The sequence below is a fragment of the Stenotrophomonas sp. YJH_SMC_57 genome, from assembly GCF_059369755.1.
This window is the reverse complement of the sequence record NZ_JCAFSZ010000003.1, coordinates 97,151-120,335: the sequence shown is the minus strand read 5'-3', so window position 1 is coordinate 120,335 and position 23,185 is coordinate 97,151. Positions and strand designations below refer to the sequence as shown.

The 23,185-nt window shown below is 66.6% G+C and carries 24 protein-coding genes; 12 read left to right on the top strand and 12 right to left on the bottom strand.

Features of this window, described 5'->3' with window-relative positions; translation table 11 throughout:
• Positions 1 to 2: 2 nt before the first annotated feature.
• Positions 3 to 773, bottom strand: coding sequence for an SIMPL domain-containing protein (locus AC5P7U_RS04600; RefSeq protein ID WP_414555590.1), 771 nt, complete (start codon positions 771 to 773; stop codon positions 3 to 5).
• Between the two features lie 600 nt (positions 774 to 1,373).
• Between AC5P7U_RS04600 and AC5P7U_RS04595 the strand changes: the two genes are divergently transcribed.
• Both AC5P7U_RS04595 and AC5P7U_RS04590 read left to right on the top strand, forming a co-directional pair.
• On the top strand, positions 1,374 to 2,306 hold the full coding sequence (locus tag AC5P7U_RS04595; RefSeq protein ID WP_414555588.1) for a PAAR domain-containing protein: 933 nt from the start codon (positions 1,374 to 1,376) through the stop codon (positions 2,304 to 2,306).
• A gap of 179 nt (positions 2,307 to 2,485) precedes the next feature.
• Entirely contained in the window at positions 2,486 to 2,995 is a 510-nt protein-coding gene (locus AC5P7U_RS04590; protein ID WP_308308186.1) for a hypothetical protein, read from the top strand.
• 86 nt (positions 2,996 to 3,081) lie between these two features.
• On the opposite strand, the gene trpE is transcribed toward AC5P7U_RS04590, so the two are convergent.
• The 5 genes from trpE to AC5P7U_RS04565 form a co-directional block, all read right to left on the bottom strand.
• Positions 3,082 to 4,572, bottom strand: coding sequence for an anthranilate synthase component I (gene trpE / locus AC5P7U_RS04585; RefSeq protein WP_006474076.1), 1,491 nt, complete (start codon positions 4,570 to 4,572; stop codon positions 3,082 to 3,084).
• 197 nt (positions 4,573 to 4,769) lie between these two features.
• On the bottom strand, positions 4,770 to 5,723 hold the full coding sequence (gene yegS, locus AC5P7U_RS04580) for a lipid kinase YegS (protein WP_197564878.1): 954 nt from the start codon (positions 5,721 to 5,723) through the stop codon (positions 4,770 to 4,772).
• Positions 5,724 to 6,025: 302 nt separating this feature from the next.
• The gene (locus tag AC5P7U_RS04575; RefSeq protein WP_197564882.1) at positions 6,026 to 6,508 is read right to left on the bottom strand and encodes a GNAT family N-acetyltransferase; all 483 of its coding nucleotides are present in this window, start codon (positions 6,506 to 6,508) and stop codon (positions 6,026 to 6,028) included.
• Positions 6,509 to 6,520: 12 nt separating this feature from the next.
• Entirely contained in the window at positions 6,521 to 7,198 is a 678-nt protein-coding gene (rpe, locus tag AC5P7U_RS04570) for a ribulose-phosphate 3-epimerase (RefSeq protein ID WP_006474082.1), read from the bottom strand.
• A gap of 29 nt (positions 7,199 to 7,227) precedes the next feature.
• Entirely contained in the window at positions 7,228 to 7,557 is a 330-nt protein-coding gene (locus AC5P7U_RS04565; RefSeq protein WP_005411327.1) for a J domain-containing protein, read from the bottom strand.
• Positions 7,558 to 7,701: 144 nt separating this feature from the next.
• Between AC5P7U_RS04565 and AC5P7U_RS04560 the strand changes: the two genes are divergently transcribed.
• From AC5P7U_RS04560 to AC5P7U_RS04525, 8 genes are all read left to right on the top strand, one after another.
• Positions 7,702 to 8,628, top strand: coding sequence for a phosphoribosylaminoimidazolesuccinocarboxamide synthase (locus tag AC5P7U_RS04560; protein WP_197564877.1), 927 nt, complete (start codon positions 7,702 to 7,704; stop codon positions 8,626 to 8,628).
• 144 nt (positions 8,629 to 8,772) lie between these two features.
• A complete protein-coding gene (locus AC5P7U_RS04555; protein WP_049456234.1) occupies positions 8,773 to 9,258 on the top strand; it encodes an Mpo1 family 2-hydroxy fatty acid dioxygenase in 486 nt (161 codons plus the stop codon).
• Between the two features lie 333 nt (positions 9,259 to 9,591).
• Positions 9,592 to 12,420, top strand: a complete 2,829-nt coding sequence (locus tag AC5P7U_RS04550; RefSeq protein ID WP_197565052.1) for a monovalent cation/H+ antiporter subunit A — start codon at positions 9,592 to 9,594, stop codon at positions 12,418 to 12,420.
• On the top strand, positions 12,420 to 12,812 hold the full coding sequence (locus tag AC5P7U_RS04545) for a Na+/H+ antiporter subunit C (RefSeq protein ID WP_006474204.1): 393 nt from the start codon (positions 12,420 to 12,422) through the stop codon (positions 12,810 to 12,812). Before AC5P7U_RS04550 ends, AC5P7U_RS04545 begins: the two co-directional genes overlap by 1 nt.
• Positions 12,809 to 14,344: a monovalent cation/H+ antiporter subunit D gene (locus tag AC5P7U_RS04540; RefSeq protein ID WP_006474205.1), complete on the top strand. Its 1,536-nt coding sequence runs from the start codon at positions 12,809 to 12,811 to the stop codon at positions 14,342 to 14,344. The genes AC5P7U_RS04545 and AC5P7U_RS04540 overlap by 4 nt, the downstream gene beginning before the upstream one ends.
• Positions 14,341 to 14,847, top strand: coding sequence for a Na+/H+ antiporter subunit E (locus AC5P7U_RS04535; protein ID WP_006474206.1), 507 nt, complete (start codon positions 14,341 to 14,343; stop codon positions 14,845 to 14,847). The genes AC5P7U_RS04540 and AC5P7U_RS04535 overlap by 4 nt, the downstream gene beginning before the upstream one ends.
• Positions 14,844 to 15,128, top strand: a complete 285-nt coding sequence (locus AC5P7U_RS04530) for a K+/H+ antiporter subunit F (RefSeq protein WP_006399171.1) — start codon at positions 14,844 to 14,846, stop codon at positions 15,126 to 15,128. Before AC5P7U_RS04535 ends, AC5P7U_RS04530 begins: the two co-directional genes overlap by 4 nt.
• Positions 15,125 to 15,514: a Na+/H+ antiporter subunit G gene (locus AC5P7U_RS04525; protein ID WP_008266226.1), complete on the top strand. Its 390-nt coding sequence runs from the start codon at positions 15,125 to 15,127 to the stop codon at positions 15,512 to 15,514. Before AC5P7U_RS04530 ends, AC5P7U_RS04525 begins: the two co-directional genes overlap by 4 nt.
• A gap of 71 nt (positions 15,515 to 15,585) precedes the next feature.
• On the opposite strand, the gene AC5P7U_RS04520 is transcribed toward AC5P7U_RS04525, so the two are convergent.
• Together AC5P7U_RS04520 and AC5P7U_RS04515 are read right to left on the bottom strand one after the other, a co-directional pair.
• The gene (locus tag AC5P7U_RS04520) at positions 15,586 to 16,545 is read right to left on the bottom strand and encodes a sodium:calcium antiporter (RefSeq protein WP_197564013.1); all 960 of its coding nucleotides are present in this window, start codon (positions 16,543 to 16,545) and stop codon (positions 15,586 to 15,588) included.
• 73 nt (positions 16,546 to 16,618) lie between these two features.
• Complete coding sequence (locus tag AC5P7U_RS04515) at positions 16,619 to 17,275, bottom strand: hypothetical protein (protein ID WP_197564014.1); 657 nt, start codon at positions 17,273 to 17,275, stop codon at positions 16,619 to 16,621.
• Positions 17,276 to 17,400: 125 nt separating this feature from the next.
• On the opposite strand from AC5P7U_RS04515, the gene AC5P7U_RS04510 reads away from it, so the two are divergent.
• Complete coding sequence (locus tag AC5P7U_RS04510) at positions 17,401 to 17,940, top strand: hypothetical protein (RefSeq protein ID WP_006474215.1); 540 nt, start codon at positions 17,401 to 17,403, stop codon at positions 17,938 to 17,940.
• Positions 17,941 to 18,015: 75 nt separating this feature from the next.
• On the opposite strand, the gene hmgA is transcribed toward AC5P7U_RS04510, so the two are convergent.
• Both hmgA and hppD read right to left on the bottom strand, forming a co-directional pair.
• Entirely contained in the window at positions 18,016 to 19,323 is a 1,308-nt protein-coding gene (gene hmgA, locus AC5P7U_RS04505; protein ID WP_006474249.1) for a homogentisate 1,2-dioxygenase, read from the bottom strand.
• 85 nt (positions 19,324 to 19,408) lie between these two features.
• Positions 19,409 to 20,521: a 4-hydroxyphenylpyruvate dioxygenase gene (gene hppD / locus AC5P7U_RS04500; RefSeq protein ID WP_006474253.1), complete on the bottom strand. Its 1,113-nt coding sequence runs from the start codon at positions 20,519 to 20,521 to the stop codon at positions 19,409 to 19,411.
• 129 nt (positions 20,522 to 20,650) lie between these two features.
• Here hppD and AC5P7U_RS04495 point away from each other — a divergent pair, with 129 nt between their 5' ends.
• On the top strand, positions 20,651 to 21,142 hold the full coding sequence (locus AC5P7U_RS04495; RefSeq protein ID WP_049456242.1) for a MarR family winged helix-turn-helix transcriptional regulator: 492 nt from the start codon (positions 20,651 to 20,653) through the stop codon (positions 21,140 to 21,142).
• A 79-nt stretch (positions 21,143 to 21,221) separates the two neighbouring features.
• Here AC5P7U_RS04495 and AC5P7U_RS04490 read toward each other — a convergent pair whose 3' ends face one another.
• Together AC5P7U_RS04490 and AC5P7U_RS04485 are read right to left on the bottom strand one after the other, a co-directional pair.
• Positions 21,222 to 22,361 carry a hypothetical protein gene (locus tag AC5P7U_RS04490; protein ID WP_197564015.1) on the bottom strand — a complete coding sequence of 380 codons (1,140 nt, stop codon included), beginning with the start codon at positions 22,359 to 22,361 and terminating at the stop codon, positions 21,222 to 21,224.
• A gap of 203 nt (positions 22,362 to 22,564) precedes the next feature.
• A complete protein-coding gene (locus AC5P7U_RS04485; RefSeq protein WP_049456244.1) occupies positions 22,565 to 23,170 on the bottom strand; it encodes a thioredoxin family protein in 606 nt (201 codons plus the stop codon).
• Positions 23,171 to 23,185: the final 15 nt, after the last annotated feature.

Here is a 23,185-nt window from a genome sequence, read left to right as displayed (position 1 = left end):
GGTCAGGTTCCGTCGCTTATCAGGAAAATGGCGTACACGTTTTCGGTGTAGGTGATGGGGCCGGCTTCGATCGACTCGCGTATGTTCGAACCGGTGGCCTCGATGCTGTTCTGCGGCGCGGGCGGCGCGGGCGGCGCGAACGTGTCGTCGACGCGAGGCCAATTCCCCGCCTGCACGCCATAGGCAAAGTTCGGCGCCACATCGGAGATGCTGTACAGGCCGCGCAGCTTCGTGCCGTAAGCCTTGGCCAGGCCCTGCGCGGACTCGCGCGTCTGTGCCGCCGCCTCGCCCTTGAGTTCGCGTCGCAGCGCCACTTCGCCCGAATAGGTTGGAGCCACGCTGCTGACCTGCACGTTCTCATTGGCCTTCAGCGCACCCAGCACGTCCTGCATCGCCTTCACGCTGGCGAAGCTGGCACGCAGCTGGCGCCCTACGCGGGTACCGATGAAGACCTGCCGGCTCTGCTCATAGCGCGTTGCAGGACCAATGCGCAGGTTATCCGCACGCACGCTGCCTTCCTCCGCCTTGTACTGCTTGAACAGCGCCAGCACGCGGGCAACGTTGTCCTGCACGCGGCGCCGCGCGGCATCGGCATCCATGTCGGTCTCTTCGATGTTCAGCTGCAGGCCGAACCGGTCCGGCATCACCACGCGGCGCGCCTCGCCCTTCACCAGCAGGTGCGGCTGCGAGGGAATGGTGTTGGCCTGCGCCCACGCAGACGGGGCCATCAGGGCCAGGGTGGACGACAACAACCATGCGCTAAGCAGCTTCATGCGGTGTTCCTTGTCGGCAGGTGAGGACGGCGGGAGGCTCGTTGCTGCGGGCAGTACGCACAGCCGGGCGAGGCGCCCACTCAAGGTGGCCGCAACGTCGCATAAGTCTGTGGGGGTACGCTTTGTGCAGCAATCAACCAGCTCCTGTTGGGGGAGCCGCCGTGCCGGGGAGCGTTCTATTGGATCTTGCCCGCCGATACGGCGGCAAGGTGCGGTCCGGGACCGCGACGACCTGCCGCTTCCTATTGGAAGCGCCACCACTTGGCTACGTTGTTCAGCAGGGTGCGGGTCATCGGACTACTCTGGGGGCGATTACCGGAGGCAGCGGCCTGGAAGCGCCGTTGCGGTGTATGGGTCCAAGCGTATCAGATCCCGAACGCCCCGGGGCGGGGAGATTTATCTGCCTGATCAGGGAGCAGAATCGGGGGCCACCTCGTGCATGACGCAATTGCCTTGGTGCGGAAAGGGCTCCGTCCTGGTTTTGCAGACTTCCACCTGGCCCTATGTGACCGCCCTTGCAGTTGCGCGCCAGTGCGATTGAGGCGGCTTTCCCGGCCGCTCATCCTCCTTCGCACTCTCCAGCAGCACAGGAGCGCCAGGATGGCGCGATTGTTCATCGTCGTGGGCGACAGACTCAGTAGTGGCGGCAGCGTTCTCACCGGCTCACCGTTCACCGATATCGAGGGACGGCCCATGGCCCGAGTAGGTGACCGCACGATCTGTGCGGCGCATGGCCCCGGCACGATCATTACCGGCGATGCCACGCTGATCGTGGATGGGAACGCCGCTGCCCGGCATGGCGACCGGACAAGTTGTGGATGCTGGCTGATTGCGGGGCGGCAGAACCTGGTTTTTGTGGATCAGGGAGTTGCATCGGCCCCCAGTGCCCAGGCACCACCCACGGCTACGACGCGCCAGGCAGGCGCCACTTCGAACATTCCGGCAGAGTCGCCGGATCGGAGATCCACGCTCAGATCAAGGCGAAGGGCTTCAGTATGCTGGGCCGAGGATCACGAGATTGAGGTAGCGACAAATGCACATGGACGCTACTACCTCGTGCATGACGAGAACGGGAACCCTCTGGACCTAAGCCTGCAAAGAAAGTTCGAAATCTCCGTACCACTGAAATCCACAGGCGATGTGCAAGTACTGGTTCGTATCAAGGCAACGGCTGTGCGAACTGGCTCAGATGCTGGCGCAACAGTTTCGCAAGAGGACATGGACGCGGCCAAGTCGCGGTTGGAGGCAGGCATTCAGACACTGTGGAACAACAAATTCACTCTGGAGATATCCGATGCCCCGTGCGGCATCAGAACCTTCCCCATAGTATTCAAAGTCGAATGGGTTGCCAGAGGCCATCACTACGCAATGAATGTAAGTCCAAGCCAACTGCGTGAGCACGTCGTAAACATGAATATCAACGTGTGGAAGGAAACAACCACATGGACCTTTGCGCATGAGTATGCACATTGCTTCGGCGTAGCTGACGAGTATTCCTACGACCGGATGAACACGTGGACATTGAGATATTAGCGCCCCGATGGAACATTGAGCCCAGATGCACTACAGATTCCAGCAAACAAGGCAGATGACGATCCGGGCGCCACAATCATGTCAACCCAGAACAACACCAGCGTAGAGCTCAGGCATGCGTGGCAGATCGCTCTGGAAGTTCAAGAATTTCTAGCGCGCCACACGGGTAGGAGAATCGAATGCAGCGTCAGATAGCCTTTTGCATTGCAATGGGATTCAGCAGTCTACTCAACGCAGGAGATCGCTCCATGGATAGAAATCCTGACTTTGAAATGACTGCCAGCTGCAAGGGGCAGACTCCCTGCATCTTTGATGGCGACAGAATTGCCTTCGATATCAGCGTCAGGAACATCAAGGACACGCCCATCAATCTGCCATTGGAATTCATTCGCTACGGTGGCCCTTACATTGTTCTTCATGACAACCGGACGCAGCGCCAACTGACGCTTCCCTCGCACATGCTCGATGGCGCCCTTCTCTCCAACTTGACCGCAGTAGCACCAGGCCAGTCGGTGTCCGTATCCGGTTCCATCGATGCATCCTATCTGGATGCGTGGGGAGGTGAGGATGCAGATGTGACTGCCATGATAAAGCTCGCCGCACCTTTGCACGGATCCAAAGAGTTCCAGTCGATTGGAACAACAGCGCTTCGAATCATCGGAAGCAAGGCATTCACAGGTAAGGGGTGAATCGTACGGCCGTGCTGGGAGGCGACGGCCCGTCACATCAGCGGACATGCCCATGCCGACCGGGCACTCAACAGGGCGCCCGGCAACTACAACCCCTTGGCGGCCTGGGCGACGGCGCGGAACAGCGCGCGGCCCTTGTTCATCGTCTCGTCCCATTCCTTGTCCGGGTCCGAGTCGTAGACGATGCCGGCGCCGGCCTGCACGTACAGGCGGCCGTCCTTGATCACCGCGGTGCGGATCGCAATCGCGGTATCGGCATCGCCATGCCAGCCGATGTAGCCGATGCTGCCGGCGTAGACATTGCGCTTGATCGGTTCCAGCTCGCGGATCACTTCCAGCGCACGGATCTTCGGCGCGCCGCTGACCGTACCGGCCGGGAAGGTGGCGCGCAGCACGTCGGCATAGCTCAGGCCCGGCTGCAGCTGTCCGGTCACTTCGCTGACGATGTGCATGACGTGGCTGTAACGCTCGATCACGAACTGCTCGCCCACTTCCACGGTGCCGGCCTTCGATACGCGACCGGCGTCGTTGCGGCCGAGGTCGATCAGCATCAGGTGCTCGGCGCGCTCCTTCGGGTCGGCCAGCAGCTCGGCCTCCAGCGCCAGGTCCTGCTCGACGGTGGCGCCGCGCGGACGGGTACCGGCAATCGGACGCACGGTGACTTCGCCCACGCCGTCATCAGTATGTTGCAGGCGTACCAGGATTTCCGGCGAAGAACCGACCACCTGCAGGTCACCGACATCCAGGAAGTACATGTACGGCGAAGGATTCAGCGCCCGCAGCGCACGGTACACATCCACCGGGCGCGCCTTGAACGGCACGCTCAAGCGCTGGCTGAGCACTACCTGGAAGATGTCACCGGCGCGGATGTATTCCTTGCTGCGCTGGACCGCATCGACGAAGCCTTCGCGGGTGAACCCCGAGACGAAATCGGATTCGTCCAGTACGTCGCTGTTGAGCGGCGCCGGATAGCCCGCGCCCGGCGCGCGCAGCTTGGCGGTCAGTGCATCCAAACGGGCCTGGGCCTGCTCGAAGGCGCCGTCGACGCGCGGGTCGGCATGCACGATCAGGTACAGCCGGCCCTTGAGGTTGTCGAACACCGCCAGCTCGTTGGAATCGAGCAGCAGGATGTCCGGGGTGCCCAGCTCATCGCGGCCGGCCGGCGGTGCCAGGCGCGGTTCGATGTAGCCGATGCACTCGAAGCCGAACCAGCCGACCAGGCCACCGGTGAAGCCCGGCAGGCCGTCCAGCTTGGGCACCGAGTGGGCGCTGCGCAGCGCCTCGACCTCGGCGAACGGGTCGGCCACTTCGCGGGTTTCCACCACCTGGCCGTCCTCGCGCACGGTCAGCGTGTGGCCGTGGAAGGCGTACACGCGGCGCGCCGGCAGGCCGATGATCGAGTAACGACCAAAGCGCTCGCCGCCTTCGACGGATTCAAACAGGTAGGTATTGGGGCCGTCGGCGAGCTTCAGATAGACCGAAAGCGGCGTGTCCAGGTCGGACAGCACTTCGCGGACAACGGGAATGTGGGTGTGGCCTTCAGCGGCCTGCAGCTGAAACTGAGCGTGCGAGTTCAAGACGACTTTCCTTCCGGGACACAGCGTTATGGGGGCGGACGACGGCAACGGGCCACCATCGCCACCAACGGCGTGCGGAAGAAAGGGTATGCGGGGTCGTCAGGCTGGACACCCCTTGACTGTATCGCAGCATGGGCGGGAGGGGAACCCTGTGAGCCTGAATCACGGCGAGTCCGGGGCGGCCAGGGAGACCGGCGCTACGGCCCACCATTGATGCCGGAGACTCCAACCAGCAACGGGCAACCGGCCGGCAGATGCATCCGCACCCTGCCCGGCACGCACGCGATGCGGAACTGGCGGGCCTCCACCGGTTCACCGTCCAGGTTGAGCGTCAGCGGGCGCTCGGATGCGATCTGCAGCCACGGCAATCGCGCGCGCGTAGCCAGCTGTTCCAGCGCGGCCTGGGTGCCCGACTTCAGCATCTGGCCCAGCGTAGCGGTCACCTCGCCTTCCAGCTCCGGCAGCACCGTTACATCCAGCAGCCCATCGTCGATCAACGCCTGCGGGCACAGCTGCTGGCCGCCACCGGCCTGGCGCCCATTGCCGATGCCCAGTGCGATGAAATCGCCTTCCCAGGCGAAATCGGGGCCCGACAGGCGCGCACTGATCGGCTCGATCCGCCCCAGTTTGGCAATGCCGGTGATCACATAGGCCAGCCCACCCAGGATCTTCTTCAGGCCAGCATCGGTTTCCACGGTGACCTGCGTACCGAAGCCCCCGCTGGCAAGATTGGCGCACCACCAGGGCGTGCCATCAGCATCCACGCGCAGCAGGTCGATGGCGTGCGGCCGCGCCTGCCCGATCAGCGCGAAGGCGTCCTTCGGTTCGGTCGGAATGCCGGCCGAGGTAGCGAAATCGTTGGCCGTCCCCATCGGAATCAGCGCCAGCGAGGGCAGCGCATCGGCAGGTTCCTCGCGATGCGCCAGCGTTTCCGCCACCGCGCTGAGCGTGCCGTCGCCACCAGCGGCAACGATCACGTCCACGCCGTGGTCGATCGCTTCGGCCACGTAACGTTCGGCATCCCCCTCTTCCCAGGTCACCCGCACGTCCAGCTGCACGCCCTGTCCGCGCCAATGGCCGACGGCGTCGCGCAGCTCGTCGTTGCCCGCGGATTTTCCGTTGAGGATCAGGCGCCAGCGCGGGATGGTCATGCAGTGCTTCCGGTGCGGGGGTGGCACAGGCTAGCAATGCGCTGTTTGTCCTCAGTGAATGTCACGCAGATGTCATTCAGCTACCGGAGAATGGAAGGCCATAGCAGGGACGATGGATGGAGGCAGGATCAGCCTCCCACGCATGCAGCAGGGCCACGCCAGTGATTGGCGTGGCTTTTTTTTGGAGTTCACAGGAAGTGCGAACCAAGGTTCGCACCCACCGGGTTGCGGTTCGCACCCACCGGGTTGCGGTTCGCACTCACCTGGTTGGTAGCTCCACGCCATGCGTGGATGCACTCGCCTCAACCGTTGGCGATATCGTGCAGCGCCTGGCCCTGCAGCCGGTACACGGTCCACTCGTCCTGCGGCTTGGCGCCGGCAGCGGTATAGAACTCGATGGCCGGGGTATTCCAGTCCAGCACCGACCATTCGAAGCGACCGCAGCCTTCGGCCACGGCCTGGCGCGCGATGTACTTCAGCAGCGCCTTGCCCGCGCCTGCGCCGCGCTTTTCCTGGCTGACGTAGAGGTCTTCCAGGTAGATGCCCTTGCGGCCCAGCCAGGTCGAGTAGTTGTAGAAATACACCGCATAGCCGATGGCCTCGCCGTCGGCTTCGCAGATCAGTGCGCGTGCCGTGGCGTCGGCACCGAACAGGCTCTCGGCAATGCCGATCTCGTCGGTCTGCACCGACTGCTCGGCCTTCTCGTAGATGGCCAGCTCGCGGATGAAATGCAGGATCAGGCCGGCATCGGCGACGGTGGCCGGGCGGATGTTCAACACGGCCACCGTACTCATGGCTCAGCCCCGTGCCGCAGCGACGTTCGCGCGCATCTGCGCGATCACGTCCTGGTAGCTGGTCCTGGCGTTGAAGATGGCCGAACCGGCGACGAAGGTGTCGGCACCGGCCGCAGCGATCTCGCCGATGTTGTCGGCCTTCACGCCGCCGTCGATCTCCAGGCGGATGTCCTTGCCGCTGGCATCGATCATCTTGCGCACCACGCGCAGCTTGTCCAGCGCCGAGGGAATGAAGGCTTGGCCGCCGAAGCCCGGGTTGACCGACATCAGCAGCACCAGGTCCAGGTCGTCCAGTACCCAGTCGAGGATGTCCACCGGGGTGGCCGGATTGAGCACGATGCCCGGCTTGCAGCCCAGCGAGCGGATCAGCTGGATGGTGCGGTGCACGTGGCGGCTCGCCTCCGGGTGGAAGCTGATGTAGGTGGCACCGGCCTCGGCGAAGTCCGGGATGATGCGATCCACCGGCTCGACCATCAGGTGCACGTCGATCGGCGCGGTGACGCCGTGCTTGCGCAGCGCCTGGCAGACCATCGGGCCGATGGTCAGGTTCGGCACGTAGTGGTTGTCCATCACGTCGAAGTGGACCCAGTCCGCGCCAGCGGCGAGGACGTTGTCGACTTCCTCGCCGAGGCGGGCGAAGTTGGCGGACAGGATGGACGGGGCGATGAGGCAGTTGGACATGGCCGGGCCTTGCAACGAGGGGAAAAGGGTCAGCGCTTGCGCAGGGTCTTGATGCGGTCGTAGGCGGCATTGATCCGCCGCGACTTCTGCTCGGCCTGCTGCTGCAGCTCGGGGGCGGCGCCGCCAAGCTTGTCGGGGTGGTACTGGGAGATCAGCTTGCGATAGGCGCGCTCGACCTCGGCATCGGTGGCCTCCGAGGTCAGCCCCAGCTCCCGGTACGGGTTCTCCTTGTTCAGGCGGAACCAGTCCGAGTCGAAGGCATGGCCGATCAACAGGCCGACCACCGCGCCGAACAGCGGATTGGGCCGGAACAGCAGGGCGCCGGCGATGAATCCGAGCAGTTTTCCGTACCAGCGCATGGCGCTCCGGGGTCGACCGACGAAATGGACGCTCATTTTACGTCACAGCGGGCCCGGACCGCTTTACACTAGGCCGCCCGCTGGTCAGCGGGCCCGCCGGGTCCGTTGGGCAGCAGCCGTATCGACAACGCCCCAGGAGTGCCCGTGCCAACCACGCTGTTGCAATCCGATCTCCCCGGCCTGCCCTTGCGCCATCGCGGCAAGGTGCGTGATGTGTTCGATATCCCGCGCGAGCGGCTGCCAGCCGGAACCCCGCCGGGCGAGTACCTGCTGATGGTCGCCACCGATCGCCTGTCGGCGTTCGACGTGGTGCTGCCTGACCCGATTCCGGGCAAGGGCGAGATGCTCTGCCAGGTCTCCAACTTCTGGTTCGCCAAGACCGCGCACCTGATGCCCAACCACCTGACCGGCATCGACGTGGCCAGCGTGCTGCCCGAGGGCGTGGACCCGGCCCTGTATGCCAAGCGCGCGGTGGTCACCCGCAAGCTGAAGCCGGTACCGGTGGAAGCGATCGCCCGCGGCTACCTGATCGGCAGCGGCTGGAAGGACTACCAGCGCACCGGCAAGGTCAGCGGCATCGACCTTCCCGATGGCCTGCGCCAGGCCGAGCAGCTGCCGGAGCCGATCTTCACCCCCTCGACCAAGGCCGCCGTCGGCGACCATGACGAGAACATCGATTTCGATGCGATGGTCAAGCAGGTGGGTGCGGACCTGGCCGAGCGCGTGCGTGATGCCACCCTGCGCATCTACAAGTTCGCCGCCGATTACGCCCGCGAGCGCGGCATCATCCTGGCCGACACCAAGTTCGAGTTCGGCACCGACGCCGATGGCCGCCTGTACATCATGGATGAGATGCTGACCCCGGATTCGTCGCGCTACTGGCCGGCCGACGAGTACGAAGTGGGCACCAGCCCGCCGAGCTACGACAAGCAGTTCGTGCGTGATTACCTGGAGACGCTGGACTGGGGCAAGACCGCTCCGGGCCCGAGCATCCCGGCCGACATCATCGAGCGCACCCGCGCCAAGTACGCCGAGGCGCTGCAGCGCCTGGCCGGGATCAGCGTCGACTGATCCCCCTGCGCCCCCGGCCGGAAGGTCCGGGGGCGTTCTGAATGGGGTAGTGCCGGCCGCTGGCCGGCAACCTCGCGAACTCGGCTATGCTCTGGATTGCCGGCCAGCGGCCGGCACTACCGTTGTCCGAGGAAGCAACGCAGCATGCAGACCACCACCCAGCTTGCGCGGCCGATCGACCGCTACTTCGCCAGCTACTCCGACGACCACCGCAATGTGATCAACCAGCGCATCCATGTGGTGGCGGTGCCGGCCATCCTCTGGTCGGTGGTGGCCCTGCTGTGGTGCCTGCCGCCACTGATTACCTGGTTCCAGTACGGCATCTGGTCGGCGTTCGCGATGTTCAGCGCCTGGTGCTTCTACAACAAGCTGTCGCGCCCGCTGGGCATCGGCATGCTCATCCAGTTCTTCGTGTTCGGCTGCCTGTGCCGCCTGCTGGAGGCCGAAATCGGCCTGCATAACCTGTTCTGGCTGGCCGTGGGCGTGTTCGTGGTAGCGTGGGTCGCACAGTTCATCGGCCACAAGTTCGAGGGCCGCAAGCCCAGCTTCCTGACCGACCTGACCTACCTGCTGATCGGCCCGGCCTGGGTGATGGCCAAGGCTTACCGCAAGCTCGACTGGCGCTACTGACGTGCCGGCGGCCGACAGCGGTCGTCGTTTCCTGAACGGGCGGATTCCGTCACCCGCACTCGACGGCGGCCCTGCCAGCCTGCGCCGGTGAACCGCTCCCCACGCCCCGCCCGTTGACGGCAGCCCCTGTGCGACAGGGGCTGCGGTCTCCCTGCGCGGGCGTAGGGTGTCCCCCGAGGGCAACCGGGGAGGTGATGCAGGAACGCGATGCTGCGCCGCAAAAAAGATGAATCAGCGGACGTTACATGCAATTGATCGCTGTTCGATGGGTTTCGGCGACATTTGGCGGCCTGTTATCCTCCCTGACCTGCTCGTGAATCATGGATTCCCTGCATGCTCCCCAGCCTGCCCCTGCTGCTGGCCCTGCCCTTCCTGATGGCAGCGGCCGTTGCGGCCTTCCCCCGTAGTTCGCGCTCGACTGCTGCCTGGCTGGCGGCGCTGGCGCCGTTGGGTGGGCTGGCCATCCTCGGCTGGCTGACCCCTTCCGTACTCGATGGCCAGGTGGTGCGCACGATGGTGCCCTGGCTGCCGCAGATCGGCCTGGACTTCACCCTGCGCCTAGACGGGCTGGCCTGGATGTTCGCCGGGCTGGTGCTGGGCATCGGCGCGCTGGTGGTGCTGTATGCGCGCTACTACCTGAGCCAGCAGGACAGCGCGCACCGCTTCTACTGCTACCTGCTGCTGTTCATGGGCGCCATGCTGGGCATGGTGCTGTCGGGCAACCTGCTGTTGCTGATGATCTTCTGGGAAATGACCAGCATCAGCTCGTTCCTGCTGATCGGTTTCTGGTCGCACCGCCAGGACGCCCGCGAGGGCGCGCGCATGGCGCTGGTGATCACCGGCGGCGGTGGCCTGGCCCTGCTCGGTGGCGTGCTGCTGATCGGCCGCATCGTCGGCAGCTTCGACCTGGATGTGGTGCTGGCCGCCGGCGAGCAGATCCGCGCCAGTGCGCTGTACCCGTACGCGCTGTTCCTGGTACTGGCCGGCATCTTCACCAAGAGTGCGCAGTTCCCCTTCCACTTCTGGCTGCCGCACGCGATGGCGGCACCGACCCCGGTCTCGGCCTACCTGCATTCGGCCACCATGGTGAAGGCCGGCGTGTTCCTGCTGGCGCGCCTGCACCCGGCGCTGGCCGGCAGCGACCTGTTCTTCTACACGGTCAGCGGCATCGGCGCGCTGACCCTGCTGATCGGCGCCTGGAACGCGATCTTCCAGCACGACCTCAAAGGCCTGCTGGCCTATTCGACGATCTCGCACCTGGGCCTGATCACCCTGCTGTTCGGCCTGTCCACGCCGATGGCGGTGGTGGCCGGCGTGTTCCACATCCTCAACCACGCCACCTTCAAGGCCTCGCTGTTCATGGCCGCCGGCATCATCGACCACGAGACCGGCACCCGTGACATGCGCAAGCTGGGCGGGCTGCGCAGGCTGATGCCGTTCACCAGTGCGCTGGCGATCATCGCCTCGCTGGCGATGGCCGGCATTCCGCTGCTCAACGGCTTCCTGTCCAAGGAAATGCTGTTCGCCGAAGCGATCACCGCGGGCGGCCCGGGCACCATGCGCACGGCGGTGTCGATCGCCGCGCTGCTGGCCGGTGTGTTCGGCGTGGCCTACAGCCTGCGCTTCGTGCACGACACCTTCTTCGGCCCCGGCCCGCACGACCTGGACCGCGTGCCGCACGAGCCGCCGCGCTGGATGAAGGTGCCGGTGGAGTTGCTGGTGGTGATCTGCATCGCGGTGGGCGTGGCCCCGGCGCTGACCGTGGCACCGGTGCTGCATGCCGCCGCCGCGTCGATTCTCGGCCCGGCCATGCCCGAGTACAGCCTGGCCGTGTGGCATGGCTTCAACCTGCCGCTGGCGATGAGCGCGATCGGCGTGGTCGGTGGCGTGGCGCTGTACTTCGGGCTGCGCAAGCTGATCAACCTGCACGGCGTGACCAACGTCAGCACCGGTCGCAACGTGTTCCATGCCCAGCTGGATGCGGTGTCCGCGCTGGCCATGCGCCTGACCAATGGCATCGCCAACGGCAGCCTGCAGCGCATGCTGCTGGGCCTGGTGCTGGTGGCGATCGTGGTTGCTGCGGCGCCGTTCGTGGCCAATCCGGCCTCGCCGAACTGGACCGCACCGCAGCCGATCCCGCTGCTGGGCTGGGCACTGTGGCTGGTGATGATGGCCTGTGCGGTGGCCACCCTGCGCGTCTACAAGCAACGCCTGCTGGCGGTGCTGCTGGTCGGCGGCGTCGGCCTGATGGTGGCGCTGACCTTCGTGTTCCTGTCCGCGCCCGACCTCGCCCTGACCCAGCTGCTGGTGGAGATGGTCACCCTGGTGCTGATGCTGCTGGGCATGAACTACCTGCCTGCGCAATCCGGGCCGGAGCGGCCGCGCTGGCGCAAGCGCCGCGACGCGGTGATCGCGATCCTCGCCGGTGCCGGTCTCGGCGCGCTGGCCTATTCGGCGATGACCCTGCCGCCCAACACCATGGCCGGCGAACTGCTGGGCCGGGCGCTGCCCGAGGCGTATGGGCAGAACGTGGTCAACGTGATCCTGGTCGACTTCCGCGGCTTCGATACCTTCGGCGAGATCACCGTGTTCGGCATCGCCGCGCTGGTGGTGCATGCGCTGCTGCGGCGCACGCGGATGGCACCGGAGCAGATCATGCCCGGCCCGCCGATCAAGCTGCCGGTGCCGGCCGACCTGGCGCAGATCATGTTCCCGCTGACCCTGACCGTGTCGATCTTCCTGTTCCTGCGCGGCCACAACGCGCCGGGCGGTGGCTTCATTGCCGGCCTGGTGCTGGCGGTGCCGCTGCTGATCCAGTACGTGATCCAGGGCACCGCGTCGGTGGAATCGCGCTTCGGCTTCGACTACATCCGCTGCATCGGCATGGGCCTGCTGATCGCCCTGCTCAGCGGCAGCGCCTCGATGCTGTTCGGCGTACCGTTCCTGACCAGCGGCCACCTCGACCTGCACCTGCCGCTGATCGGCGAGGTGCCGTTGGCCAGCGCGATTGGTTTTGACATCGGCGTCTATCTGGTGGTGTTCGGCGGCGCCATGCTGATGCTGTCGATGATGGGCACGATCAAGCCGTCGCGCACCCGCACCGCCCGCAAGGGTGAGATCGACCTGCAACGCCGTTCGGCACGCACCGGGGAGATGCACTGATGGAACTGGCCCTGGCTACCGCGATCGGCGTGCTGACCGCCATCGGCATCTACCTGCTGCTGCGTGCGCGCAGCTTCGATGTGATCCTCGGCATGACCTTCCTGTCCTACGCGACCAACCTGCTGATCTTCGCCGGTGGCCGCGTGGTGCTGGGCAAGGCGCCGGTGCTGCAGGAGGGCGTGGACAGCCACCTCGGCAACTACACCGACCCGCTGCCGCAGGCGCTGGTGCTCACTGCCATCGTCATCGCGTTTGCGATGACCGCGGTGAGCATCGTGCTGGCCATGCGCAGCCGCAGCGACAACCACAGCGACCACGTGGACGCCCACGAGCCGGATGATGACCTGCAGGATGAGGGCATTTCGCCGCGCCAGGGCGAGGACCGCGCATGAACCATCTGGTGATCCTGCCGATCCTGATTCCGCTGTTGGGTGCTGCGTTGTCGCTGTTCGTCGAGCACCGCCGCTATGGCCCCCGGGTGCAGCGCGCGGTGGCCTGGACCTCGCTGTCGGCGCTGGCCCTGGCGGTCGGCCTGCTGTTCGCCACCACCACCAGCGGTGAGATCAACGTCTACCTGCTGGGCGACTGGCCGTCGCGGCTGGGCATCGCGCTGGTGGCCGACCGGCTGTCGGCGTGGATGCTGCTGACCACCCTGCTGCTGGCCATTCCCTGCCTGCTGCATGCCTGTTCGGGCTGGGACCGCCGCGCGCCGCACTTCCATGCGCTGTTCCAGTTCCAGCTGGTCGGCCTCAACGGCGCGTTCCTTACCGGCGACATCTTCAACCTGTTCGTGTTCTTCGAGGTGATGCTGATCGCCTCCTATGGCCTGCTGCTCAGCGGCGGCCGCGGCCTGCGCATGCGCATCGGCCTGCACTACGTGGTGTTCAACGTCACCGCCTCGACCCTGTTCCTGATCGCGCTGGGCCTGCTGTATGCCTCGCTGGGCTCGTTGAACATGGCCGAGCTGTCGCAGCGCATCGCCGAAGTGCCGCCGGCACAGCTGACCCTGGTCAAGGCAACGATGGGCCTGTTGCTGCTGGTGTTCTGCGCCAAGGCAGCGCTGATGCCGCTCTACCTGTGGCTGCCGGAGGCCTATTCGCGTGCCCCGGCGGCAGTGGCTGCGCTGTTCGCGATCATGACCAAGGTCGGCCTGTACGCGGTGCTGCGCATCCAGATGCTGTGGTTCGGCGACGACGCCGGTGCGATGGCCGGCTACGGCCGCGACTGGCTGCTGTGGGCCGGCGTGGCGACGCTGGTGCTCGGTGGCCTCGGTGCATTGGCCGCGACCCGCCTGCGCGTGCTGATCTCGTACCTGGTGATCGTCTCGGCGGCCACGCTGTTCATCGCCTTCGCCGTGGGTACGCCGCAGGTGCTCTCCGCTGGCCTGTACTACCTGCCGCACAGCAGCTTCGTGGCCGCGGCGCTGTTCCTGATTGCCGACCTGATCCGCCGCCGCCGCGGCGGCGCCAGCGACCGCAAGGAAGTGGTCGCGCCGATGCCGGGCAAGGAAACGCCGGCGGTGCTGTTCCTGATCGGCGCGGTGTCGGTGGCCGGCCTGCCGCCCCTGTCCGGCTTCCTGGCCAAGGCCGCGCTGCTGGCCGGCATGCCGCCGCAGTACACCGGCCCGGTGTGGACCGCGGTGCTGGTCAGCAGCCTGCTGGTGATCATGGGCCTGACCCGCGGCGGCATCCGCCTGTTCTGGCGCGTGCCGCCGGTCGACCCGCAGGCGCCGCCGCCACGCAAGGCACGGCTGCGCCGGGTCGAGCTGTACGCCGCCTGCATCCTGCTGGCCTACGGCATCGGCATGACCCTGGCCGCCGCACCGCTGATGCGCTACACCGACGCCACTGCCGCACAGCTGCTGCACCCCAGCGAGTACGTGCAGCAGCTGCGTGCGACCACGCCGGAGATCCGCCAGCCATGACCGCCCAGCGCTCCCTGTTCCGCCGCATCATTCCCTCGCCGGTGCTCAGCATCATGGTGGTGGCGTTCTGGCTGCTGATGTCCGACAGCTTCACCCTCGGCCAGATCGTGCTGGGGCTGGTGCTGGGCGTGGTGGTGCCCCTGTTCGCCGCACGCCTAGACCGCGAGTTCGCCCGCATCGGCACGTTGCGGCCGCTGCCGAAACTGCTGTGCGTGACCCTGTGGGACATCCTGATGTCCAACATCCGCGTGGCCATCCAGGTGCTGGGCCCGGAGAAGAACATCCACCCGGGCTTCATCTGGCTGCCGCTGGACATCGCCAACATCCACGGGATCGCCGCACTGACCAGCATGATCACGCTGACCCCGGGCACGGTCTCGGCCGTGCTCAGCGACGACCGCAGGTTCCTGATGGTGCATGTGCTGCACCTGGAGGACCCGCAGGACCTGATCGATACGATCAAGCGACGTTACGAAGCCCCGTTGATGGAGATCTTCCCATGACTGGATTCCAGATCATCCAGACCACGCTGGTGGTGTGCATGCACGTGGTCGGCCTGGCCATGCTGCTGGCTACCTGGCGCCTGCTGCGCGGCCCGACCGTGCCCGACCGCATCTTGGCGCTGGACACGCTGTCGGTGACCGCCATCGCCGAGCTGATGCTGTTCGGCATGTACCTGAACTCCGCGATCTACTTCGAAGCCGCACTGGTCATCGCCATGCTCGGCTTCGGCAGCACCGTGGTGCTGAGCAAGTTCGTGCTGCGCCGGGACATCGTCGAATGATCACCGCGATCCAGATCGGCCTGTCGATCCTGCTGCTGTTCGGCTGCTTCTTCATCCTGGTCGGGGCATTGGGCCTGGTGAAGCTGTCCACGTTCTTCAAGCGCCTGCACGCCCCCACCAAGGCCAGCACGCTGGGCGTGGGCTGCGTGCTGGTGTGTTCGGTGTGCTACCACATCTTCCTCGGCCAGGACCCGCAGCCGCGTGAGCTGCTGATCACCGTGTTCCTGTTCATCACCGCGCCGATCAGCGCACACATGATGGCCAAGGCCGCGCTGTCGCTGCTGATGGAGAAGCGTCCCAGCCTGCCGGGCAACGAACCGGCCGCCGAGGAACAGCTGCCGCCGCCGGAACCGGTGCGGGAAGAAGAGACCACACAGAAACGGTAGTGCCGGCCGCTGGCCGGCAACCGCAAGGTTCCGTAAGGCAACGAGGTTGCCGGCCAGCGGCCGGCACTACCTCAGGGTGCGCCCACCAGCAGCACTTCCAGCACCAGCCAGCCCACGAACGCGACCAGCAGGATCGCGCCTTCACCGCGGTTGATCTTCAAGTCGCCACGCAGCATCGGGTACAGCACCAGCGCGAACGCCAGCAGCGCCGGCAGTTCCAGGCGCACGAACGAGGCCGGCAGCGCCAGCGGCTGCAGCATGGCCATCGCGCCGATCACCAGCAGCAGGTTGACCGCGCTGGAACCCAGCACATGCCCCAGCACCATGTCGCCATGACCGCGGCGCGCGGCGGCGATGGCGGCAGCCACCTCCGGAAGCGCGGTACCGATGGCCACCGGCAGCAGGCCGACCAGCAACGGCGTCCAGCCCAGCGCGGTTCCGAAATCAGCCGCCGCACCGACCACCAGGCGTGCGCCCCAGTACAGGGCCAGCGCAGCAATCAGCACGCGCAGGACGTTCAACGGCAGGCTGGTGCGGCTCAGCGCGGACTCGGCGATGGCCGCCTGCACCTCGGCGCTCTCGCGGCGGCCACGGCGCAGCAGCACGACCTGCATGACGATGAAGCCGGCGACCAGCACGCCGCCTTCCCAGCGCACCAGCCGGCCGTCGAGGCCGAACAGGATCAGCAGCGCAGCGCCCGCCAGCAGCGACCACCACAGCACCGTCTGCAGGCGCGCGCGCAGCAGCAACGGTGCGGCGATCGCCGCCAGGGCCAGGGTCAAGCCCAGGTTGGCGATGCTGCTGCCCACCGCATTGCCCAATGCCAGCTCCGGTTGGCCGACCGCCAACGCCCGCGCGTTGACCGCCAGTTCCGGCAACGAGGTGGTCACCCCAAGCAACAGCAGGCCGGCGGTGAACGGGCTGGCCCCGAAGCGCTGGGCCAGGCCGGACACGGCCTTGACGATGGAGTCCCCGCCCAGCGCCAGCAGCAGCAGGCCGAGCAGGAACCAGGCAATGGCAATGGCGATCATCGAGCACTCCCCCAGCGGTCGTGGCGCGATTCTACGCTGGCCCCGGGCGCGTGGCTGGGCCGTGGATCAAGGATCAGCCACAGCCTTCCACGTAATCGACCTGCGGAGTCTTGCCGACCCGCCATGCGCCGACCCTGCCGTCGGCACCCAGCGCGAAGTCGATCACCGCATCGCCTTCCTGCGCCGGGCGCACACGCAGGTGCTGGGCCTTCTCGTCGTACTTGTCAGGGCCGACATCGGCGCGCTCGGGGTACAGCACCTGCAGCTCGCCCAGGGTCATGCCGACCTTGCCGCCGCCCGGTGCGGTGATCGCGGCGCTGCGCACGTCATAGCGCACCAGCTTGCGGCCTTCGATCATCAGGCGCGGATCCTCGGCGCCCTGCGGGCGCAGGAAGTAGCAGCCATCGTTGCTGTCGTCGGCCGGCAGCGGCTTGCCGGCCGCATCGGTGCCGAGCCCCTGCAGCGGCGCTCCAAATCCACTACGGACCTCGGCGATGTTGACGCCCAGCTTGGCGCCTGCGAAGCCGTCCAGGCGCGCTGGGCTGTCAGCCCGGAGGTCATTGGCGGGACGGGCGGCCAGATCCGGATCCGCCGACTGTGCCGGCCCGGTTGCGGACGCGGTTTCCGCCGGCGTGTCACTGCCGCTGCCCGCAGCTCCCTGTTTGTCGGAGCCGCCGTTGCAGGCGGTGAGCGAAAGGAGCAACAGACCAGCAATCGGGAGGTGCTTCATCGGTGCGGTTCCGTGGCACGAAGGTGGCTGCACGCTAGCGCAACGCGCGTGCAGGCGCTGCATTGTCATCGCGGTTTCATCGCCTTCGTTCAGGCTCGGCCTGCACCGACTCGCCAGTCCCTTCCATGCAACCGCGCAAGACCGATCTCGCCCGAACCGCGCTGCAGGCCCACCGCGCGCCGCTGGACATGCGCCAGCGCCGGCTGCTGATCCTGTGCGACGGCCAGCGCACTGTCGCCGAGCTGACCGGCCTGCTCGGCCAGGAAGCGCCCGCCATGGTGATCCAGCTGGTGCAGAGCGGCTACCTGGACACCGGGCCGACCGCAGCACCGCTGCCAGCGCCCGCAGTACCGGTCGCACGGCCCGCTGCGCCACCGGCCCCGACGCCCATCACGACCAGCGCACCGGTCGAACGCCGCCGCTCGCTGGTGGCCGCGCGCATCTATGTACTGGGCATTCTGGAAATGCAGCGCCACCCGCAGGCGGCGGCGCTGTTCCGCGACCTGCAGCAGGCACGCGCGGAAGACGAGGTGTTGCAGCGGCTGCAGTCGGCGATGCAGATGCTGCCCGTACTGACCTCGGACGGCTATTGCCAACGCGTGCGGCAGCGCCTGCTGGAGGCACTGCCGCTGGAGCATTGCGACGCCTTCGCCGAAGCGGCGTAAAGAAAAAGGGGACGGAGGGAATTAAGTCGTTTCAAGCATATAAGTGGGTGCCGACCAAGGTCGGCACCCACCAAGCTAGCGGGACGGCCGGAAATTGTTGCGCAGGCCGTTCCAGCACTGCTGGTAATCGCCCTGGCGATGGCCGGCGGCCAGCGCCTGCGCGGTCGGCCGGATCACCGCGCGGGTCTCGAACATGAAGGCCATTGTGTCCTTGATCACGTCCGCCTTCGACAGATCGGCATTGGAGGCCTTGTCGAAGGTCGGTGCATCCGGACCGTGGCCGCTCATGCAGTTGTGCAGCGACGCCCCGCCCGGCACGAAGCCTTCGGCCTTGGCGTCGTAGGCACCATGCACCAGGCCCATGAACTCGCTGGCGATGTTGCGGTGGAACCACGGCGGGCGGAACGTGTTCTGTGCCACCAGCCAGCGCGGCGGGAAGATCGCGAAGTCCATGTTGCTGGTGCCCGGTGTGTCGCTGGGCGAATGCAGCACCAGGAAGATCGACGGGTCCGGGTGGTCGTAACTGATCGAGCCGATGGTGTTGAAGCGGCGCAGGTCGTAGCGGTACGGCGCGTAGTTGCCGTGCCATGCCACCACGTCCAGCGGCGAATGGTTGATCGGGGCGCGCCACAGGCGGCCGTCGAACTTGGCGATCAGTTCGAAATCACCGTCCACGTCCTCGAACGCCGCGTGCGGGGTCTCGAAGTCGCGTGGGTTGGCCAGGCCGTTGGAGCCGATCGGGCCGAGGTCGGGCAGCTTCAGCAGCGCGCCGTAGTTCTCGCAGATGTAGCCGCGGCTCGGGCCGTCGGGCAGTTCCACCCGGAAGCGCACGCCACGCGGGATCACCGCGATCTGCTGCGGCTCGATCTCGATCACGCCCATCTCGGTCAGCAGGCGCAGCGCGCCCAGCTGCGGCACGATCAGCAGCTCGCCATCGGCGTCGTAGAAGTAGCGGCCGACCATGTCGCGGTTGGCCGCGTACAGATGGATGCCCACACCCGCGTGCGCATCGGGCGAACCGTTGCCACCCATGGTGTACAGGCCTTCGACGAAGTCGGTTGGCAGCTCCGGCAACGGCAGCGGGCTCCAGCGCAGCTGGTTCGGCGAGGCCGGCTGTGCGCCGAAATCGCACTGTAGCTGCGACTGCGCGAACGGGGTGAACTCGCCGTGGGTGACGGCCGGACGGATCCGGTACAGCCAGCTGCGGCGGTTGCTGCCACGCGGCGCGGTGAACGCGGTGCCGGTCAGCTGTTCGGCGTACAGGCCGTGGGCCACCTTCTGCGGCGAGTTCTGCCCGACCGGCAGTGCACCGGCCACGGCCTCGGTGGCGAATTCGTTGCCGAAACCGGACTGGTAGCCGCGGGCGGTGAGGGCGGTGGACATGGAAACTCCAGAGATTGCCGGCCAGCGGCCGGCACTACCATTTGGACAGGCCATGCCGGCGGGAGGCCGACATTACCCGCAGACCTTACAGCACGCCGCGGCGGATCTGGTCGCGCTCGATGCTCTCGAACAGCGCGGTGAAGTTGCCTTCGCCGAAGCCTTCGTTGCCCTTGCGCTGGATGATCTCGAAGAAGATCGGGCCGATGCAGTTCTGGGTGAAGATCTGCAGCAGCTTGCGCTGGTGGGTTTCCGGATCGGCGTCGATCAGGATCTTGTTCTTCGCCAGGCGCGCCACGTCTTCACCGTGGTTCGGCACGCGCTGGTCGATCACGTCGAAGTAGGTCTCCGGCGTGTCGAGGAAGTCCACGCCCTGCGCGCGCATCGCTTCAACGGTCTCGTAGATGTTCTCGGTGAAGCAGGCGATGTGCTGGATGCCCTCGCCCTTGTACGCGTCCAGGTACTCGTTGATCTGGCTCTTCGGGTCGGACGATTCGTTCAGCGGGATGCGCACGATGCCGTCCGGCGCGGTCATCGCCTTGGACACCAGGCCGGTCTTCAGGCCCTTGATGTCGAAGTAGCGGATCTCGCGGAAGTTGAACAGGCGCTCGTAGTAGTCCGACCACTGCTGCATGTTGCCGAAGTACAGGTTGTGGGTCAGGTGGTCGATGAAGGTCAGGCCGAAGCCGACCGGGTGCAGGTCGGTACCCGGGATCTGCTCGTAGTCGCCGTCGAAGATGCTGCCGGCGCTGCCATAGCGGTCGACCAGGTACAGCATGCAGTCGCCGATGCCCTTGATGACCGGCGCGTTGACCGCCTTGCTGTCCGGCTTGAAGGCGATGGCTTCGGCGCCATTGCCCAGTGCGGTCTGGTAGACCTCCTGGCCCGGCTTCTTGAAGCGGATGGCGAAGCCGCAGGCGCACGGACCATGCTTTTCGGCGAAGTCGGCGGCGAACGAATCGGGGTCTTCATTGACCAGGAAGTTGACGTCGCCCTGACGATAGACGGTAATCGGACGCTGCTTGTGCTTGAGCACCGCACTGAAGCCCATCTTCCGGAAGTACTCGTGCAGCTCCTGGCCACGGCCGGCCGGGGCGGCGAATTCGACGAACTCGAAGCCGTCGATGCCCATCGGGTTCTCGAAGGTGGTGACCTGCATGCCGGGGTTGGGGTGCGAGGCGGTCGGGACTGCGGTATTCATGGCGTGGCTCCGAATCGGTACCGCATCGGTACAAACCAGGTGCGGGCAGGTGGCGACCCGGCGAGAATGCAGGGTCTGGACCTACCCCTTATAGTTACACTTGAAACCACCAGCAAGGTGCACCGCAACATGAGCCCCGAACCCGCCTCGACCCGCCTGCGTGCCTCGCACGTCCTGCTCGACCTTGAACAGTTCCTGCCCTACCGGCTGAGCGTGCTGTCCAACCGGGTCAGCGGCAACATCGCCAAGCTGTACGGCGATCGTTACGGCCTGGCGATTCCCGAGTGGCGGGTCATCACCATCCTGGCGCTGTACCCCGGCTCGTCGGCCAGCGAGGTGTCCGACCGCACGGCGATGGACAAGGTGGCGGTCAGCCGCGCCGTGGCCCGCCTGCTGGAGCGCGGCTTCATCAAGCGCGAAACCCACGGCGACGACCGCCGGCGCTCGGTGCTGGCACTGTCCGCGGCCGGCTTCGAGGTGTACGAGACCATCGCACCGATGGTGATCGAGATCACCCGCAAGCTGATGTCGGTACTGAGCGACGAGGAAGAGCAGGTGCTGGAGAAGCTGATCCTGCGCCTGGCCAGCGACGGCCTGGAGCGGATGGGCGAAGGGGTCTGAGCAAAAAAGGGACGGAGGGGATTAAGTCGTTTCAGGCACACGTGTGCTGATTGCGGCTTAATCCCCTCCGTCCCCTTTTTCAGCTCAGGTGCTTGCGCCGCGCATGGATCCACGGCACTGCCAGCGCCGCGATGGCGCCGCCGGCGAAGCCCAGTGACGCCGCGACGGTGGCCGCTTCGACCGCCCCCGGCAGTGCCAGCGCCGCGGCCACCAGCAGCAGTGACGGCAGGCCGACGAAGGTACCCAGGAAGAAGTGCCAGCGCGGCGACCACGTGTTGAGCTGCAGCAGGCTGACCGGCTGCCAGGCTTCGGATGCGGCGTCTTCGGCGATCTTCGCCACCACCTTGCCCAGGTCCACTTCGGGCAGCGCGCGGCCGAGCCGGGCGGTGGCCAGCACTTCGGCAACCGCCTCCACCGGCGGGAAGCTGGTCGGCCACGCGACCGGTGCCGGCACGCCGTAAGCGGTCAGCAGCGGCACGCTCAGCCACGGCGCCACCAGCGGGCGCATGCGGCGACGGCCATGCACGCACCAGATCTGCGGCTGGCCGTGCGCGGTGACGCTGTACAGCGCCAGCTCGTTGGCCGGCGGGTAGCCCAGCATGGTCACCCGTGCCGCCAGGCTGTCCTGGCCCATCGCACGCAGGAAACCCGGGCGGCTGCGCCCTTCCTGCATCCACGCCAGGCCCAGCGCCCCCACCAGGTAGGCCTCGGCCACGTCCTTGCTGCCGGCGGTGGCGCGCTCGTCACTGGCCAGGTACCAGGCCAGTGACTTCGGTTCGGACACATCATCCAGCCCCCAGCGGCTGTCATCGCCCAGCACGTGGCGCACCGGCAGCCGCGCCGGGGCGGTCTCGCCCCGCTCGCCCGGCTGCAGGAACGGCAGCACGCCCTGGATGAAGGTGGACAGTTCGATCGCGCGCACGCCATGGCCCTGCCATTCCGGCGGCAGCAGTCCGGCCAGCTGGCCCTCGGCAGCCAGCGCGTCGAGCCGCGATTTCTGCTCGACCAGCTTCTGCACCGCACCCTTCAGCACCACGTTGTCGGGCAGCGCGATCTGCGGCAGGCGGTGGCGCGGGGGGGCCAGTTCGACGGCGTCCTGGCCGGTGCCCGCGTCATCCAGCAGCGCTTCCTGCGGCGGCAGGGTCACGCCGTCGCCTGCCCCAGCGTCGGCCAGGTCGCTGGCAGCTTCGGACAATCGTTCGGCGTGGTCGCTGTGCATGGGGCGTTCCGGTAGGTTGTGTCGACGGAGCGTCGACTGAAGTCCTTGCCGGTAACGGCGTACGTTCGGTGAAGTTGAGACGCCAATTCGGAGAGTGTGACGGCGCGCGCAGTAGATCCGCGCGGGGCGTGGATGCGAGCCGGTATCAGTGCCGGCCAACGGTCGGTACCCACCGAGCATGCCGGCCAGCGGTCGGCGCGACCTCATTCCGGTTTGTCAGGCGCCCACTGCTTGAGGAAGGCGCTCACACGCACAGGCTGGAACGCTTCGCCCCGGCGCAACTCGGCGGTGGCCTGCGACACCAGCAGGCTGCCGTCGGCGTCCAGCACCAGCAGGTGCGGGTAGTCGCGCTCCATTTCCGGGAACTGGGCGAGGAAGGCGGTGTTGGGCTGTTCGTCGCTGGCGTTGACCTTCACCCACACGTAGTGGGCGTCGCGGAAGCGGCGCAGGTCGCCGTTGCCTTCCACCAGCTCGTCCAGCGCCTGGCAGCGATCGCAGGCCGCGTTGCCGACCTCGAGCAGGATGCGCTTCTTGCCGCGCTGGGCTTCCACCTTGGCGGTGGCCAGGTCATCGGCGGGGTCTCGGGCCGGGTCGAACTGCGCGCCGAGCCCGGCGATGGCGGCGATGTCCGCCGCCACCGGGGTGTTGCCCGAGGCCACCGGTTCGCTGGGGTCAGCGACCGGTGGCTCGGTGGGTCGGGTGTCCAGCGGCTGCGTCGGCTCGGCGGCGGCAGGCGGTTGCGGTTGGGAACAGGCGCCGATCAGCGCCGCACAGACCACCACCACTGCACTACCGAGCTTCATACGCATGCCAGCTACCCTCTC